At 33.6% G+C, this 14,594-nt stretch carries 20 protein-coding genes; 17 read left to right on the forward strand and 3 right to left on the reverse strand.

Annotation, left to right across the window (positions count from 1 at the left end):
• The first annotated feature begins 166 nt into the window (after positions 1 to 166).
• The 10 genes from CLOLE_RS04765 to CLOLE_RS04810 all read left to right on the forward strand — a co-directional run bounded on the left by CLOLE_RS04765 (position 167) and on the right by CLOLE_RS04810 (position 9,637).
• The gene (locus tag CLOLE_RS04765; RefSeq protein WP_013655949.1) at positions 167 to 1,042 is read left to right on the forward strand and encodes a branched-chain amino acid ABC transporter permease; all 876 of its coding nucleotides are present in this window, start codon (positions 167 to 169) and stop codon (positions 1,040 to 1,042) included.
• A gap of 9 nt (positions 1,043 to 1,051) precedes the next feature.
• Complete coding sequence (locus CLOLE_RS04770) at positions 1,052 to 2,038, forward strand: branched-chain amino acid ABC transporter permease (protein WP_013655950.1); 987 nt, start codon at positions 1,052 to 1,054, stop codon at positions 2,036 to 2,038.
• A complete protein-coding gene (locus CLOLE_RS04775; RefSeq protein WP_013655951.1) occupies positions 2,019 to 2,777 on the forward strand; it encodes an ABC transporter ATP-binding protein in 759 nt (252 codons plus the stop codon). Before CLOLE_RS04770 ends, CLOLE_RS04775 begins: the two co-directional genes overlap by 20 nt.
• Before the next feature lie 15 nt (positions 2,778 to 2,792).
• A complete protein-coding gene (locus CLOLE_RS04780; RefSeq protein WP_013655952.1) occupies positions 2,793 to 3,503 on the forward strand; it encodes an ABC transporter ATP-binding protein in 711 nt (236 codons plus the stop codon).
• Between the two features lie 150 nt (positions 3,504 to 3,653).
• Positions 3,654 to 4,100 (forward strand): MerR family transcriptional regulator, encoded by a 447-nt coding sequence (locus CLOLE_RS21660; protein ID WP_157864039.1) that lies wholly within the window; start codon positions 3,654 to 3,656, stop codon positions 4,098 to 4,100.
• A 65-nt stretch (positions 4,101 to 4,165) separates the two neighbouring features.
• Complete coding sequence (locus CLOLE_RS04790; RefSeq protein ID WP_013655954.1) at positions 4,166 to 5,785, forward strand: MutS-related protein; 1,620 nt, start codon at positions 4,166 to 4,168, stop codon at positions 5,783 to 5,785.
• Positions 5,760 to 7,256 carry a MutS-related protein gene (locus CLOLE_RS04795; RefSeq protein WP_013655955.1) on the forward strand — a complete coding sequence of 499 codons (1,497 nt, stop codon included), beginning with the start codon at positions 5,760 to 5,762 and terminating at the stop codon, positions 7,254 to 7,256. The genes CLOLE_RS04790 and CLOLE_RS04795 overlap by 26 nt, the downstream gene beginning before the upstream one ends.
• Positions 7,257 to 7,376: 120 nt before the next feature.
• Entirely contained in the window at positions 7,377 to 7,790 is a 414-nt protein-coding gene (locus tag CLOLE_RS04800) for a hypothetical protein (RefSeq protein ID WP_013655956.1), read from the forward strand.
• Between the two features lie 34 nt (positions 7,791 to 7,824).
• Entirely contained in the window at positions 7,825 to 8,520 is a 696-nt protein-coding gene (locus tag CLOLE_RS04805) for a flavodoxin family protein (RefSeq protein ID WP_013655957.1), read from the forward strand.
• Positions 8,521 to 8,800: 280 nt separating this feature from the next.
• Positions 8,801 to 9,637, forward strand: a complete 837-nt coding sequence (locus CLOLE_RS04810; protein ID WP_013655958.1) for a CvfB family protein — start codon at positions 8,801 to 8,803, stop codon at positions 9,635 to 9,637.
• A gap of 323 nt (positions 9,638 to 9,960) precedes the next feature.
• Here CLOLE_RS04810 and CLOLE_RS04815 read toward each other — a convergent pair whose 3' ends face one another.
• From CLOLE_RS04815 to CLOLE_RS04825, 3 genes are all read right to left on the reverse strand, one after another.
• Complete coding sequence (locus tag CLOLE_RS04815) at positions 9,961 to 11,085, reverse strand: tyrosine-type recombinase/integrase (protein ID WP_013655959.1); 1,125 nt, start codon at positions 11,083 to 11,085, stop codon at positions 9,961 to 9,963.
• A 139-nt stretch (positions 11,086 to 11,224) separates the two neighbouring features.
• Positions 11,225 to 11,611 carry an ImmA/IrrE family metallo-endopeptidase gene (locus CLOLE_RS04820; RefSeq protein WP_242825770.1) on the reverse strand — a complete coding sequence of 129 codons (387 nt, stop codon included), beginning with the start codon at positions 11,609 to 11,611 and terminating at the stop codon, positions 11,225 to 11,227.
• 67 nt (positions 11,612 to 11,678) lie between these two features.
• A complete protein-coding gene (locus CLOLE_RS04825; RefSeq protein WP_013655961.1) occupies positions 11,679 to 12,080 on the reverse strand; it encodes a helix-turn-helix domain-containing protein in 402 nt (133 codons plus the stop codon).
• A 281-nt stretch (positions 12,081 to 12,361) separates the two neighbouring features.
• On the opposite strand from CLOLE_RS04825, the gene CLOLE_RS04830 reads away from it, so the two are divergent.
• The 7 genes from CLOLE_RS04830 (at position 12,362) to CLOLE_RS23330 (ending at position 14,594) form a co-directional block, all read left to right on the forward strand.
• Positions 12,362 to 12,568, forward strand: coding sequence for a helix-turn-helix domain-containing protein (locus CLOLE_RS04830; protein WP_013655962.1), 207 nt, complete (start codon positions 12,362 to 12,364; stop codon positions 12,566 to 12,568).
• 16 nt (positions 12,569 to 12,584) lie between these two features.
• Positions 12,585 to 12,845: a helix-turn-helix domain-containing protein gene (locus tag CLOLE_RS04835; protein ID WP_013655963.1), complete on the forward strand. Its 261-nt coding sequence runs from the start codon at positions 12,585 to 12,587 to the stop codon at positions 12,843 to 12,845.
• A complete protein-coding gene (locus tag CLOLE_RS04840; RefSeq protein WP_013655964.1) occupies positions 12,842 to 13,675 on the forward strand; it encodes a phage antirepressor Ant in 834 nt (277 codons plus the stop codon). The genes CLOLE_RS04835 and CLOLE_RS04840 overlap by 4 nt, the downstream gene beginning before the upstream one ends.
• A gap of 2 nt (positions 13,676 to 13,677) precedes the next feature.
• On the forward strand, positions 13,678 to 14,001 hold the full coding sequence (locus CLOLE_RS04845; protein WP_013655965.1) for a hypothetical protein: 324 nt from the start codon (positions 13,678 to 13,680) through the stop codon (positions 13,999 to 14,001).
• 13 nt (positions 14,002 to 14,014) lie between these two features.
• Positions 14,015 to 14,167, forward strand: coding sequence for a BC1881 family protein (locus CLOLE_RS22840; RefSeq protein ID WP_013655966.1), 153 nt, complete (start codon positions 14,015 to 14,017; stop codon positions 14,165 to 14,167).
• Between the two features lie 30 nt (positions 14,168 to 14,197).
• Positions 14,198 to 14,332 (forward strand): hypothetical protein, encoded by a 135-nt coding sequence (locus tag CLOLE_RS23790; RefSeq protein ID WP_013655967.1) that lies wholly within the window; start codon positions 14,198 to 14,200, stop codon positions 14,330 to 14,332.
• A gap of 103 nt (positions 14,333 to 14,435) precedes the next feature.
• Positions 14,436 to 14,594, forward strand: coding sequence for a DUF6906 family protein (locus tag CLOLE_RS23330; protein WP_013655968.1), 159 nt, complete (start codon positions 14,436 to 14,438; stop codon positions 14,592 to 14,594).

A 14,594-nucleotide genomic window follows, 5' to 3' on the forward strand; every position in this document is an offset into this window, starting at 1 on the left:
GCTTAAGACTAGTAGGAGAGCTATTTAGGGCAGCATTTTATTTAGTTAGCCACCTCTTATGCCCCCACAGGCAATCTAAGAGATTGGATCTGGCTGCTTGTGGAGGTATTAGAGATGATTAGCTATGAAAGAGAGAAGATAAACGAATTAAAAAGGAGGAACAAACATGGGCTTTATTGAACAACTTATTAATGGACTTAATCTTGGAAGTATTTATGCACTTATTGCCCTTGGTTATACCATGGTTTATGGTATTGCGAAAATGTTGAACTTTGCACATGGAGACGTTATTATGGTCGGTGCTTATACATTGTCTTTAATTATGACAAGCCTTAATTTACCACCTACTGTAGCAGTAATAGCTAGCGTTGTGGTCTGTTCAGTACTTGGTGTAACTATTGAGAAAATTGCTTATAAACCTCTTAGAAAAGCATCACCCCTTACAGTGCTTATTACTGCTATTGGTGTAAGTTATTTCTTACAAAGCGTAGCTTTATTGCTTTTTGGGTCTAAACAAAGAAAAGTAAATTCAGTTATTACTATTCAGCCTATTCAAATAGCAGGCATTGAATTAACTGGTGAATCTATTGTTACTTTAGGGGTAACACTTATTATTATGATAGGTCTTACTTTATTTATAAATAAAACGAAAATTGGTAAAGCTATGTTAGCTGTTTCAGAAGATAAAGGAGCAGCTCAATTGATGGGGATTAATGTTAATCGTACCATTTCTATTACTTTTGCTATTGGTTCCGCACTAGCTGCAGTAGCTGGTGTGCTTTACGTGAGTTCTTATGGGTTTGTAGGCCCTTATACAGGTTCTCTTCCAGGAATTAAGGCTTTCGTAGCAGCTGTTCTTGGGGGAATAGGTAGTGTGCCTGGTGCTATGCTAGGAGGTATTTTATTAGGCATTATTGAGAGCTTATCAAAAGCATATATTTCCACTAATTTAGCTGATGCTATTGTGTTTAGTGTATTAATTATTGTTCTTCTAGTGAAACCAGCTGGTTTATTAGGTAAAATGAGAACGGATAAGGTATAGGTGACGACTATGAAAAAACTCATACATAAAAAGAATATCATAGCAATTGTTACTGCAATAGCAGTTTATGCTCTTGTTTTTATGCTTGTAGAGACAGGTTCTTTATCAAGACACTATCAAAGTTTATTAGTACCAATTGGAGTTAATATTATTTTAGCGGTCTCTCTTAACTTAACTGTTGGTTTTTTAGGAGAGCTAACCTTAGGTCATGCAGGTTTCATGTCGGTAGGTGCTTATGCTGGTTGTATGTTTACAATCTATGCGAATTTACCAACATATATTGAGCTACCTATTGCTCTTATTATTGGTGGTCTAGTAGCAGCAGTATTTGGATGTATTATCGGTATTCCTGCACTAAGATTAAAAGGAGATTATTTAGCAATAGTGACGCTGGCTTTTGGAGAAATTATTCGTTCTATTTTAATGAATATAGAGGTTACAGGTGGTGCAGGTGGTTTAAAAGGAATTGATAAGTCTGCAAACTATACCTTAGTATTTGTGATTATCGTCATTACAGTTATTATTATTTCTAACTTAGTTAATTCTAGAGCAGGTAGAGCTATTTGTTCTATTCGAGATAATATTATAGCAGCTGAGTCTGTAGGTATTAATGTAGTTTATCATAAGTTATTGGCTTTTGTTGTAGCTGCTTTCTTTGCAGGTGCGGCAGGCGTATTGTATGGCCATAACCTAGGTATTTTAAAACCAGATACCTTTGACTTTAATAAATCTATTGAGATTTTAGTTATTGTAGTACTAGGCGGTATGGGCAGTATTAGAGGTTCTATTATTGCAGCTACTATTATTACTGTGCTTCCGGAGGTACTTCGTGGTCTTGCGGATTATAGAATGCTTATTTATGCAGTCGTACTTATTGTCATGATGATTCTAAATGCATCTCCAAAGTTTGCTGAATTTAAAAAGAGCTTTTTCGCTAGGTTAAAAGGTAAAAAAGCACAGAAAGGAGGAGCTGAAGATGGCGTTATTAGAGGTTAATAATTTAACCATTGTATTTGGTGGCCTTAGAGCAGTAGATGGACTTAATTTAAAAATTGAAAAAGGACAATTATACGGCTTAATAGGACCTAATGGTGCAGGAAAAACAACTGTATTTAATATGATTACAGGTGTTTATAAGCCAACTAGTGGTACCTTCTTATTAGATGGTGAAGATTTAACTGGTAAAGCTACTATAGAGATTAACCGTAAAGGAATTGCAAGAACCTTTCAAAATATTCGTTTGTTTAATAATATGTCAGTTCTTGATAATGTCAAAATAGGCTTGCATAATCAAAAGCATTATACTGTGGTAGAAGGAATGTTTCGTTTGCCACGTTATTTTAAAGAAGAAAAAGAAATGAATGAGAAGGCTACAGAGCTTTTGGCTGTATTTGATTTAGATAAAGAAAAAGAGACGTTAGCATCTAATTTACCTTATGGTAAGCAAAGAAAATTAGAGATTGCTAGGGCATTAGCAACTAATCCAAAGCTTCTTCTCTTGGATGAACCAGCAGCGGGCATGAATCCTAATGAAACAGCAGAACTCATGGAGACTATTCGCTTTGTAAGAGATAAGTTTGAGATGACGATTTTACTTATTGAACATGATATGAAGCTTGTAGGGGGTATATGTGAAGAGATTACAGTGCTTAACTTTGGTAAAGAACTTGCCCATGGTGAAACAAGCAAGGTATTAAATGATCCACAAGTTATTACAGCCTACTTAGGAGAATAGAAGGGAGATAACCTTATGGCTATGTTAAAAGTAGAAAATCTAGAAGTATATTATGGCATGATTCAAGCAATAAAGGGAATCTCTTTTGAAGTTAATGAGGGTGAAGTTATTGCTTTAATTGGTGCTAATGGTGCGGGAAAAACCACTATTCTTCATACCGTTACAGGTTTAGTAGAGGCCAGAGCAGGAAGTATAGAATTTGAAGGAAAAAACCTTCTTAAAACACCAGCACATCATATTGTAAGTATGGGAATGGCTCATGTACCAGAAGGTAGAAGAATTTTTCAAGAGCTTACAGTGCTTGAAAATTTAAAGTTAGGCGCATATACTCGTAATGATAAGAAAGAAATGGAAGAAACACTTCGTATGATTTATACCAAGTTCCCAAGACTTGAAGAAAGAAAAGAACAAATTGCAGGGACTTTAAGTGGCGGTGAGCAGCAAATGCTAGCAATGGGTAGAGCACTTATGTCACATCCTAAAATTATTTTAATGGACGAACCTTCTATGGGACTTTCTCCACTATATGTTTCCGAGATTTTTAAGATTATTGAGGAAATTAGCAGCAGCGGTACAACCGTTCTTCTTGTAGAGCAAAATGCTAAAAAAGCACTTTCTATTGCTGATAGAGCTTATGTTCTAGAAACAGGGAAGATTGTACTAGAAGGTAATGCAAAAGATCTAATTAATGATGATTCTATTAAGAAAGCGTATTTAGGTGAGTAAAAAGTAATTCAATAAGAAGCACTCAAATGTCTACTAGAACTAGGAACAATTTGAGTGCTTCTTATTGAATGGAAAGAGTTATTTGTAGGAAAAGTGGTAAAGCAAGAACACGAAGAATACAATGCAGTTAGCAAAAGGAGGGAGAGAAACATGCTTATAAAAATAAAAGATTTTGCAGCATTTTGTAATGTATCCGATAGAGCACTGCGTTTGTATGATAAGCTAGGGCTATTTCATCCAGCATACATAGATCCTCAAAATGGCTATCGTTACTATGATACTGAACAAATGTTAGAGTTAAATACCATTATTAGCTTTAAAAAGGTAGGTTTTTCATTGCAAGAAATTAAGGAAATGAAAGAAGCAGGTTTATTAAAGGAACAAGTCATTGATAGATTATGTGATAAAAGAAGAGAGCAGCAACGAATTGTGGAAGTGGCCACATATAATATTGAGAATATTAATGCTATGCTAAAAGCATTAGGTATGTTAAAAGAATCAGCAGATGAACAAGCTGAAGCCACTAAGTTAGCACGCCTAGCTTGCTTAGAAAATGAAAAGCTAGAACATGATTTCTCACAAATTTTATGGCTTTAAAAAAGAAGGTTGACCTTACACATGCGTCATAGTTTATACTCCATCTAAAAAGGAGGGGATAAGCTATGACGTTTTTTAGTTTGCTATATGAATCAAAGGAACAAATGCTCAAGCTAAAAGAAAAGGCAAAACAGCAGCCAAAGGGTTTATTATCTCAAAAAGATGAGCGCAAATATGAGTATATAGGTAATAAAATGGTAGCACTGCAGGAGAAAAAAGCATTTGAGGAAGTTCCTTTATTTTATAAAGACCTGAATCTTAATCAAATTACAGAAGACATATTTCCTATCAGGGATGATGAAGAGTATAGAAAATTATTTTTTGAAGTACCAAATGAATTATCCTTAATTATTTATAGGCAAGATATACTCAAAGATTTAGATAAGGATGCAGTTTTTGAAGGAGTTAACTATTTACTAGAACAATTGCAACTAGTACAAAAGCTAATCGGATATAAGGGGGAGGTAACTCATGAAGTGCAAAGGATAGCCTATCAACTAGAAGCTATGATAGTTTACTATGAGGCAATAGAGAAGTTTATTAATCTAGTAGAATATCGTATAGCATCTAAAGGCCTTCAATTAGCCATTGGATATATGAAAGCATTAATAAATACAGAGCACATCATATGGAAAGAGAGCGAAAACTTATATGAAAGGTTAAAAACTATTCACTATACTATGAAGGTATCACATAAAGAAGTAAGTATTACTATCAATCATGAGGAAACAATGGATGATCGAGAGAAAGCAGATGATAATAATAGTAAGAAATCTTCTTTTTTTAACCAGATTACTTACAATAATATAGAGCAACAAATAGGAGATTATTTATTAGAACAATGTTCAACATTATTTAATAAGTGTAAATTCTGGATAGAAAATCATAAAGATTTTTATGATTCGAAGATAGGACGATTACGAAAAGATTTATATTTCTATTTTCAAGTAATCCTTTATAAGAAAAGGTTAAAAGAGAAAGGTCTATTTGTAACTTACCCTGTGGTTTCAAAAGAAGCATCATTAAAGCTAAGCGGTATGTATGATCTAGCGTTAGCAAGAAAATTAATGTCTCCTATAATTATTAAAAATAGCATAGAGCTAGGACCAGAGGAATATGGGGCATGGATTACAGGTGCCAATCAAGGTGGAAAAACGACTTATCTTCGGAGTCTAGGGCAAAGTATTGTTTTGGCCCTGCAAGGACTATTTATACCAGCTAGTAAGGCACAGATACCGTTGTATCAAGGTATATGTACGCATTTTAGCACAGAAGAAAGTGCTATGCTACAAAATAGCAAATTACAAGAAGAGTTAATGAGCATTAAAACATTGTTAGAAACTTCTGATGAAGGAAAACGGATGTACTTATTTAATGAGCTTTTTTCTTCAACTACGTCTGTAGATGCTTACGAGTTAAGTCAGATTTTAATCAAGAGATTATTAAAACAAGGGCACCATATTTTTTGTGTAACTCATGTTCCAAGCTTGACGGATACTTGTCCACAAATGATAAGTCTAGTAGCAGAAGTCCTGGAAGATACGCTTCATACAAGAACATATACAATTGCAAGAAAGCCAGCCGGAGAGTTGGCTTATGCTTCAACAATAGCTAAGAAGTATGGTCTTACCAAAAAGGAGATAAAGGAGGCGATAGCTCATGGAAAAGCAGCTGAGAGTGAATAAAGAACAGTTAACATATGAAGATTTGTTGATAAGGGATTTGAATTTGGAGATTATCCTTGAAGCTATGGCGCAAAAGGATAGGTTTATTTATGAGATTTGTAAAAAACATCTATTAACCCCTTTAATGAAAGAAGATGAGATTAGCGCTAGACAAGAGGTAAGGAAAGATTGTAAGCAGTATCCTAAACTTTTTAGATTAGTTTATGAGTATGTGTCAGAAGGTATTGAAGTGGCCAAGGAAGAAGAGGAATTTATAAAGCCTAAGTATAATCAAACTATCCGTAGTGAGAAAAGACTTATGGCACAAAGTGAAATTCTAGAAAAAAAGGTAAGCTACTTCTATAAAGTGTGTGAATCTTTATGTCAATTAAAAGAAGTAGTTCATTCCTTTAAAATGCAAAGCTTATGTGAGGAACTATTAAGTAAGTATTCCAATTCATTTTTTTATGAGGTAGAAGATTTGATAAAAATAGCTCAGAAAATCAAAGAAGGAGCCATTATTATATTAGCAGGGGAGATAGGAAGAGGAGGAAAGTATACGGAGGTAGAACTTGAATATATAGAATCGGAGAAAAAAGAGGTGAAAGGTCCAAAAAAGTATTTGATTGGAAAAAGGGCAAAAAGAGAAAAAGTGATTAGCTTAGATTATAGTGCTTTAGAAAATCAAGCAGAAGAAATCAGAGAAGCTGTTTTAATAGAATATATTCGAAGGTTTTCAAGTTTAAATAAAGAAATAGGCTACTTATTTGAGGCATTAAAAAGTGAATTTGCCTTTTATGTAGGTGCTTTTCAGTTAGAAGAAACACTTAGAGAGCAAGGTATATGCATATGTGAGCCTACTTTAAAGAAAGAGTGTGACAGGTTTATATTTAAAGAGCTTATAGACCCTGGGCTTAGCTTAAAGAAGAAGCAAAAGACGATAGGTAATAGCTTCATAGCTAATAACAAGCACCTTTGGTTAATTACAGGAGTTAATCAAGGTGGGAAAACTACTTTTTTACGAAGTATAGGAATAGCACAGCTTATGGCTCAATGTGGCTTATTTGTGACAGCCAATCAATATGAAAATAAGATTTTTACAGGGATATTTACGCATTTTACCGATTCGGAAGATGAAATGATGATAGTAGGCTTACTAGAACAAGAAATTAGAAAAATGAAATATCTTATTAGTATGATGAAGCCTAATAGTATGATACTGATGAATGAAACATTCAGTACTACTGCGGAAAAAGATGGTGCACAATTAGCAGAAGAAGTAATAGAGGCTCTAAAGGAGTCGAGCATAGATGTTTTTTATGTAACCCATCTATATTCATATGCACAAAAAATGAGTTTAAAAAGTGAAAAAGATATATTATGCTTAAGAGCCATGCGACAGGAGGATGGTACTAGAACTTATCATATTGAAGAAGGAGAGCCGCTTAAATCTAGTTATGCTACAGAGCTGTATTACAAAATAGTGGATTGATAGTACTGATTTTTTTAAAATGATTAAAATTTAATTAAAAATCTGCAAATCAACTTGATTTACAAACATTCATTAGTTAATATAATACTAACAAGTGTTAGTTTGTGGAGGGGGATAAAAATGGAGCTATATTTTGGAAACATAATAACAAGTATTTCTAGTTTATCAATAATAAGCATATGGATTTATATAGGTTATACTTATATAAAAAGAAATACAATAAAAACATGGGGGCGTAGGGTACTATGTATTGTCTTATGGGGGCTTTGGGTATGTATTTTGGTAGCAACTAGAGATGACTATCATTATTCAGTACGAGCTGCTATGGGGGAGAGTATAGAAGCAGGGCTGTTTACACTCCCTAGTATACAATCACGTTTATGTACCCTAGCAGGAGCGGTCATTGGTTTTGCAGCATTAAGTAGTTTATTTATAAGAAAGCAAGGGTATTGGAAGGTTATGTTTTTTATTTTATCTAGTACTATTATTTTTAAAACACTATTAATTGAAGCTTCAAGAATAATAATGCTCTAAAATAAGAGCCTAGCAGAGGCGAGGGGGAAAGGATATGAAAGTACTTATTATTTATGGGACGAATCGAAAAGGGTTTACTTATAAGTCAATGGAGGTATTTAAAAGAGAGCTAAAGCAGCTAGCAGAAAGATTAGAAGAAATAGAGTTTGAAGAAGTTTTTGTGCCAGAAGCCATGCCATATATATGCTCAGGATGTAAAACTTGTCTTATAAGGGGCATAGAGTATTGCCCACATAGTGCTAGCATGCTACCCATCATAAAGCAAATGAGGGAAGCAGATGGTATTATTATAGCTTCCCCTACTTATGTATTCGATGTGACTGGAGGCTTAAAAAATGTATTAGATCACTTATTTACCCTGTGGCTTTCTCATCGACCTGAACCTATCTTTTTTAATAAGGTAGGTTTCTCCTTTGCAACAGCAGCAGGAGCAGGAATGAAAAATACACATCGAACAATTAGAAGTACATTTAAATATCTTGGATTTAGAAAAATATATTCTTTTAGTGTAAGAGAAGCACAATATGGACAGAATGTAGAAGGCATGAGAAAGAAAGCTAGAAAAAGAGCCAAAATCTTCTATAAAGCACTCGTTCACCAGAACTTAGGTAGCACTAATTTATTTAGGTATATAATGATGAAGCTTATGGCAAAGATGATTAATACTTATAATGAAAATGGTATCGTAGGATTAGATAAAAAGTATTGGAAAGAAAAGGGTTGGCTATAGCAATTTATAGTAGGATTTGTATAAATAGAAAAAATTTTAAAATACAACACCTTTATTTTGAGCAGAAATAAAGGTGTTGTATTTTTTATTACGATTTATGTGGAGCTGCTACTTTATTCAGGACAATAGTTCTCAATATAATTTAGTAAAGGAAGAAGATGAAGCACCTTGTATTTTTAAGGAAATAGATAAAAATAAAGTGAGCTAGAAAGGTAGCACCTGAGTTAAGGACTATGTTATGATGGAGGTCGATTAGTAGGAGTAAGCAAAGGAGAATGTCATGATAGAAATTGGAACGTTTCAGAGGTTGAAAGTAGTAAGAGAAGCCACGCAAGGTGTATATTTAAATGATTTAGAAAAAAGTGATAGAGATATTTTACTTCCTAAAGGGCAAAAACCAGAAACTTTGCAAATAGGGGATTTGATAGAAGTATTTGTATATAGAGATTCAGAAGGCCGAAAGATTGCAACTCTTAAAAGGCCAAAGTTAATAATAGGAGAACTAGCACTATTAAAAGTGGTAAGTATTAATCGTATAGGTGCATTTTTGGAATGGGGATTAGAAAGAGATTTATTTTTACCGTTTAGTGAGCAAACAGAAAAAGTGAATAAAGGAAGCTCTTATTTAGTAGGTATGTATAGAGACAAAAGTGATAGACTCTGTGCCACTATGAGGATTTATGAACTATTACAAGCGCATTCACCTTATAGGGAAAAAGACGAGGTGAGTGGAATCCTCTATAATATAAAAGAAGCTTTTGGTGCATTTATAGCTGTAGATAACAAGTATCATGGTTTAGTACCTATTAAAGAGCTCTATGGAGATTATAAAGTAGGTGATTTATTAAACTTAAGAGTAAGTAAGGTTAGACCGGACGGTAAACTAGAACTTAGTGTGAGAAAACCAGCACATTTGCAAATGGAAGATGATGCAAGAAAGATTATGGAGATATTAGATAAGGAAGAAGGGAAGTTAAAACTTCATGATAAGAGTTCACCAGAGACGATTAAAAAGCAGCTAGGAATGAGTAAAGCAGGTTTTAAAAGAGCCATTGGTAGATTGATGAAAGAAGGTGTGATAGAAATTAAAGAAGATGGAATTTATCGAAGCTGGTAAGTAAGGTGCACGAATGGTAAAGTGTTTGAATAGGTACTTCAATAAAAAGTGAGAGTTGTTAAATTCTTTACGAAAAATTAATTAGACAAAAAGGGATAAACTGTGATGTAATGATAAAAAAATGAGTAAGGAAGTCTGCTTTAAGGTGTCTATATTACCTTTTTGTAAAAGAGCTAGGAAGTTTAAAAAGGTCACATGATGATAAATAAAAAACCACCTTATTTATCTAATAAGGTGGTTTTAATCGGAATGACGTGACTTGAACACGCGTATATAAAGATTTGTATATGTTGATATTCAATAACTGTAAGTATTTTTGAAGTTTATTTACAGTATGATTTACAGTTAAAAAATTTGTCCAATGTATTTACAGCATTCTTTTTGGTGTCATCTGTACTGTGGACATAAATGTTAAGCGTAGTTTGGATATCGGCATGACCTACTAACATGGATACTGTTTTCACATCTATACCATTTTCTATTAATCTAGTTGCATACGTATGTCTTAATGCGTGAAAATTAATATATCGTATTTGAGCTTGTTCGCATATACGCTTTTGTTCTCTCCTGATAGTTATTTCGGTCATAGGTTGTCCTTTAGCGTTACAGAATACTAATTCATTGTCTGTCCTGATCTCTTTAAGAATAGGCAATAATTTAGTGGGAATTGGCACTATACGATTACCATTTTTTGTCTTGGGTGCTTTTTTATCTATTATATATTCTGAATCGCCGTTATCAGTATATGCTCTAACTCGCTTATAAGATTCACATACGTTTATTGTGCCATTTTTAAGGTCTACATTTTCCCATTTAAGAGCTATTAATTCTCCCATTCTAAGACCAGTAAACAGTGCTGTTAAAAATAATGCTTTATTATCTCTGGTTGATGCAGCTTCGATAAACTTTTCTTGCTCATCTAATGTCATTATAATAATATCTCTAGTTTTAGCTTTAGATGGTGGTATTTTAATGCCTATGCAAGGATTTTCTCTTATAACATCATGTTTTTTTGCATATTCGAAAACTCTCCGTATGGTATACCTCATAATTTTAAGTACACCAGTAGCCATATCATTTTTTGAATTAAAAAAGTTTTGTATATCAATCTGATTTATATCAGTTATGCTTGTTTTACCTATTACAGAATTCTTTATATGAGTGTTATATATGCTCATATATCGTTCGAACGTACTTGCTTGTATGTGTGGCTTCACTTCTTCATAAAGTTGCTTATAAGTCCATTCCGAGAGGGTATAGATATTCTTCTTTAGTTCGTTTCCGTAAATTTCGTGTTCCAGTATGAGTGATTTAATTTTAGCCTTGCATTCTTTTTCTGTTTTTCCGTATACTGATTTAGTTTTACCATTTATTTTTTCTTCGCCTACCCAGCGTGTATATGTTGTGCCATCCTTCTTTTTGAATTCTCTTTTAAAATAACTAGCCAAAACACTCACTCCTTATTATTTTATTGAAATATTGGAGTGCATAAGATATACTTAATTTGAAACGGTATGAGTATAACTCATGCACAGGGGTTTAGTGTTGGTAGCACTAACCCCTTTTATTAGTTATTCCATATTTACCTTAGATGCCTACATTTATGTAATTTCTATATGTGTCAATAAACCCTCTATCCGTTTTAGACAGTTCAGTTTCATAGATACAAAGTTCGTCATTATCCCAAAATCCTATTACATCAAGTAGTTTGCAGGTAAAATAGTTAGCTTCTATTTCTTTGGTATCTTTTTTTAGCCCAATTAATGAAAAATTAGCTTCTTCATATGGATGTAAAAATGCATGTGCTATTTCATGAGCCAATACAATCATCTTATGGAAATATGATAAGGCAGTATTTAACATGATAATCTTCATTCTATACTGATAGTGATAAGCACCAGCAGTGGTAGTACCCCAGTAATCTTCATAAACAATGATATTATTAGCTTTAGCAATTTCATATAAGTTTGTCAAAGAGCCACATTTAGTAATTTCATTAATTTTCCTATTTATAAAGTCTTTATTCAAAAGCAATCCCTCACTATTTATATTTTTTAGGAGTGAATTTCTCCTTACTTTTCAGCTTGGCAATTTCAAGAGCGTGTTGAAGCGCCATTTTATACAGTTCTCTATCTTCCTCTTTAATTTCACCACCATAAGCAAGAGCGTTTCCTTGATCTATGTTATCCATTATTTCTTCAAGAGTTTTGGCAATATCTCGTTTGTTTCGTGCATTTAATTCAAGAGACTTTTCTTCGCGACCAAGTAAATAATCAGTTGTAACATGAAAGTAATCTGCAACTTTTTGAAGCTTATCAGAATTCGGAGCAGCGCTATCCCATTTTCTTATTACTCCCTTTCCAAACTCTAATTCTCGTTCAAGTGCTGTCATGGTTGTTCCCTTTGACTCACATAGACTTTTTATCTTATCAACTATAGTCATACTATTCACCTTTCTAAAATGAAGATATAAATCTTCTAAAAATTATTGACAAGAAGTTTTAAATCGTCTATACTGAATTTAAGCTAAATAAAACGACAAAAATATACAAACAGTAAACAAAGGTTATAGCTAAAAACCAACCCGTTCCCCAACGTGTGTTTATTTACTATGCCCTTATTGACGATTTTAATCTCCTAAACTCAATAATATACTGTTTTAAATCATCTGTCAACATTATTTAGCTAATATATAGCACATTTTATAAAGAAAGGAGAATTAGAATGGCATCACCAAAAACCAAACAATATACATTATTTGGAAAGGAAGTAGCCAAGGCGCTTATCGATAAAGATATGGATAACGCCGACCTTGCAAAAGAGATGGGAATATCATCACCTTATCTAACAGATATCTTAAAAGGTGTAAGGCCAGCAAAAAAACGCAAGGAACAGATAGCTAAAATATTGGGATTAAGCATTGTTATTTAAAACCAGGAGGATACATATGACAAAAAAAGAAGAAGAGCGCTTGTTAAAGAAAGTAAATCAGCTAGAAAAAGCGGTGGCAAAGCTTCAGCTGGCATTTGAAAATAATAAGATTGAAAAGAGCTTCTACACAGTTAGAGAAGTAGCTGAGATGTTACATAGAACACCAAGAGCCATATATAACATGATTGAGCGCGGTGAATTAGACACGGTAAAACTTGGTGGAATAAAGATTAAGGGTGATAGTCTTAATGAATTGTTGAAAGGAGAAACAGCATGAACAAGCAAATGAGTAATGCATTAGCACAAGGAGATCAAACAACAGTTGTTTTGGTTGGTTCAGATAGCAACGATGTAAGAATTACTAGCGTTAAGTTAGTAGAAATGATTAACAGATTTAGAGCAGAAGAGGGTAATACATCCGAAAAAGAACACAGCGATTTAATGAAATCTATCAGAAAAGAAATTGAAACTTTAAATCAAGCTGGGATAGCCCAAGGAAATTTTTCCCCCGGGTCATATTCAGACAAGCAAAATCAAGAAAGACCTTGCTACTCCATGAATAAAGCTGGTGTCTTACAAATGCTTAATAAAGAATCAGCGGTAGTTAGATACAAGACAGTGCAGTACATAGAAAAGCTAGAGAAAGAAAACAAAACACTTAAGAAAGACTCATATATGATTGATGATCCGGTGGAACGTGCTAAGGCATGGATTAAAGAACAAGAGGAGAAAAAGGTTATTGAGCTTGAAAATGCTAAAAATAGAAAGCTGCTAGAAGAACAAGAACCGAAAGTAGCCTTTGCAAATGCCATAACAGCTTCTAAGAATTCTATATTAGTTCGTGAGCTTGCTAGGTTAATATCTCAAAACGGAATACAGATAGGCGAACAAAGGCTGTATAAATGGCTACGAGAGAAAGAGTTTGTAGAAAAGTTTTCATGTAAAGCTACTCAAAAAGCTATCAATTTAAAGGTACTGGAGCTAGTAGAGAGAACTAGTCCAGACAAAGAGGGAAACTTCCATACTAACTTTACTACCTATGTTACACCAAAAGGACAAGCTTACTTTATAGGTAAATTTTTAGAGAACAGAGAAATGAGGGTATAGGAATGAAAAGAGAAGTGATTGAAAAAATAGTAGAGAAAGCCGTTGAGTGTAATTTTATAAGCCTAAGTGATTGCAGCTTATCAAAGGATGAACGTAAGCAAGAAATTATTGAAGTTATTAAGCGTGATATTGATGAAGAAAACAAGAAAGCTATTGAAGCTCTAGTAAATGAATTTGGTGAATATATTCTTGAAGCGGCTGAATATACAACCACAGATGATTCAACAGGTGAAAAAAGACCCCTAACAATAGCAGAAATGGCAGAACTTATTTATGGAGAGTACTGGAGAGTTCAAGGGGAAATTAGTGAGATTGTTAATGAATAGGAGGAGTAGAACCATGAAAGAGAATAACTTAAGTCGGTTTACAACAAAAGAGTTAGTTGAAGAATTGTCAAGAAGAGAAGGTATAGAAAAAACAATTGCTGAACCATATAAAGATGTTGATGTAAAGGTGAATGGCCCAGCAATCATATTGGTGGTTATAGATTAACCAATTCTTGTATCAAAAGGAGTTGAGCAGATGCTTAAAAAAGCTTTAATGCTAGACGAGTTTAAAGAGCTATGTAGAGGAGAACCAAAGCTTGAGATTTTAGGTGATGTTTTAGCAGGCATTACAGCATTTGTATTTATTTTCGCACTGGCGGTGTTCTTATGAGTTGGGGATATATATTAGTGTTATCCACAATCTTATACACATCTTGGAGGATAGGACAACCTAGGATAGCTAGGCGAGAGAGGGAAAAAAGAAGGAGGCTAAAATGAAACACGGTACCAAGCCAACTAAAAAGCAATGCATTTTAATTTCAAGAAGAAAATTAGATCCTAAGAACTGGTTAGTAGAACGTGACACAAACGAGAAGCTAGTTATTATATCTCGCTCAGGCAAACAGAAGAGAGATGTTTATAAGGAGGTCTAA

Source organism: Cellulosilyticum lentocellum DSM 5427, assembly GCF_000178835.2.
GTDB classification, from domain to species: domain Bacteria; phylum Bacillota; class Clostridia; order Lachnospirales; family Cellulosilyticaceae; genus Cellulosilyticum; species Cellulosilyticum lentocellum.

Bases quoted from the DNA above. Each gene is read 5' to 3' on its own strand.
- CLOLE_RS04805 (WP_013655957.1), top strand. From the start codon at position 7,825: ATGAAAGTACTTATTATTTATGGGACGAATCGAAAAGGGTTTACTTAT.
- CLOLE_RS04780 (WP_013655952.1), top strand. From the start codon at position 2,793: ATGGCTATGTTAAAAGTAGAAAATCTAGAAGTATATTATGGCATGATT.
- CLOLE_RS04830 (WP_013655962.1), top strand. From the start codon at position 12,362: ATGGCATCACCAAAAACCAAACAATATACATTATTTGGAAAGGAAGTA.
- CLOLE_RS04845 (WP_013655965.1), top strand. From the start codon at position 13,678: ATGAAAAGAGAAGTGATTGAAAAAATAGTAGAGAAAGCCGTTGAGTGT.
- CLOLE_RS04835 (WP_013655963.1), top strand. From the start codon at position 12,585: ATGACAAAAAAAGAAGAAGAGCGCTTGTTAAAGAAAGTAAATCAGCTA.
- CLOLE_RS04770 (WP_013655950.1), top strand. From the start codon at position 1,052: ATGAAAAAACTCATACATAAAAAGAATATCATAGCAATTGTTACTGCA.
- CLOLE_RS04810 (WP_013655958.1), top strand. From the start codon at position 8,801: ATGATAGAAATTGGAACGTTTCAGAGGTTGAAAGTAGTAAGAGAAGCC.
- CLOLE_RS23790 (WP_013655967.1), top strand. From the start codon at position 14,198: ATGCTTAAAAAAGCTTTAATGCTAGACGAGTTTAAAGAGCTATGTAGA.
- CLOLE_RS04765 (WP_013655949.1), top strand. From the start codon at position 167: ATGGGCTTTATTGAACAACTTATTAATGGACTTAATCTTGGAAGTATT.
- CLOLE_RS04800 (WP_013655956.1), top strand. From the start codon at position 7,377: ATGGAGCTATATTTTGGAAACATAATAACAAGTATTTCTAGTTTATCA.
- CLOLE_RS04825 (WP_013655961.1), bottom strand. From the start codon at position 12,080: ATGACTATAGTTGATAAGATAAAAAGTCTATGTGAGTCAAAGGGAACA.
- CLOLE_RS04840 (WP_013655964.1), top strand. From the start codon at position 12,842: ATGAACAAGCAAATGAGTAATGCATTAGCACAAGGAGATCAAACAACA.
- CLOLE_RS04775 (WP_013655951.1), top strand. From the start codon at position 2,019: ATGGCGTTATTAGAGGTTAATAATTTAACCATTGTATTTGGTGGCCTT.
- CLOLE_RS04795 (WP_013655955.1), top strand. From the start codon at position 5,760: ATGGAAAAGCAGCTGAGAGTGAATAAAGAACAGTTAACATATGAAGAT.
- CLOLE_RS21660 (WP_157864039.1), top strand. From the start codon at position 3,654: ATGCTTATAAAAATAAAAGATTTTGCAGCATTTTGTAATGTATCCGAT.
- CLOLE_RS04790 (WP_013655954.1), top strand. From the start codon at position 4,166: ATGACGTTTTTTAGTTTGCTATATGAATCAAAGGAACAAATGCTCAAG.
- CLOLE_RS22840 (WP_013655966.1), top strand. From the start codon at position 14,015: ATGAAAGAGAATAACTTAAGTCGGTTTACAACAAAAGAGTTAGTTGAA.
- CLOLE_RS23330 (WP_013655968.1), top strand. From the start codon at position 14,436: ATGAAACACGGTACCAAGCCAACTAAAAAGCAATGCATTTTAATTTCA.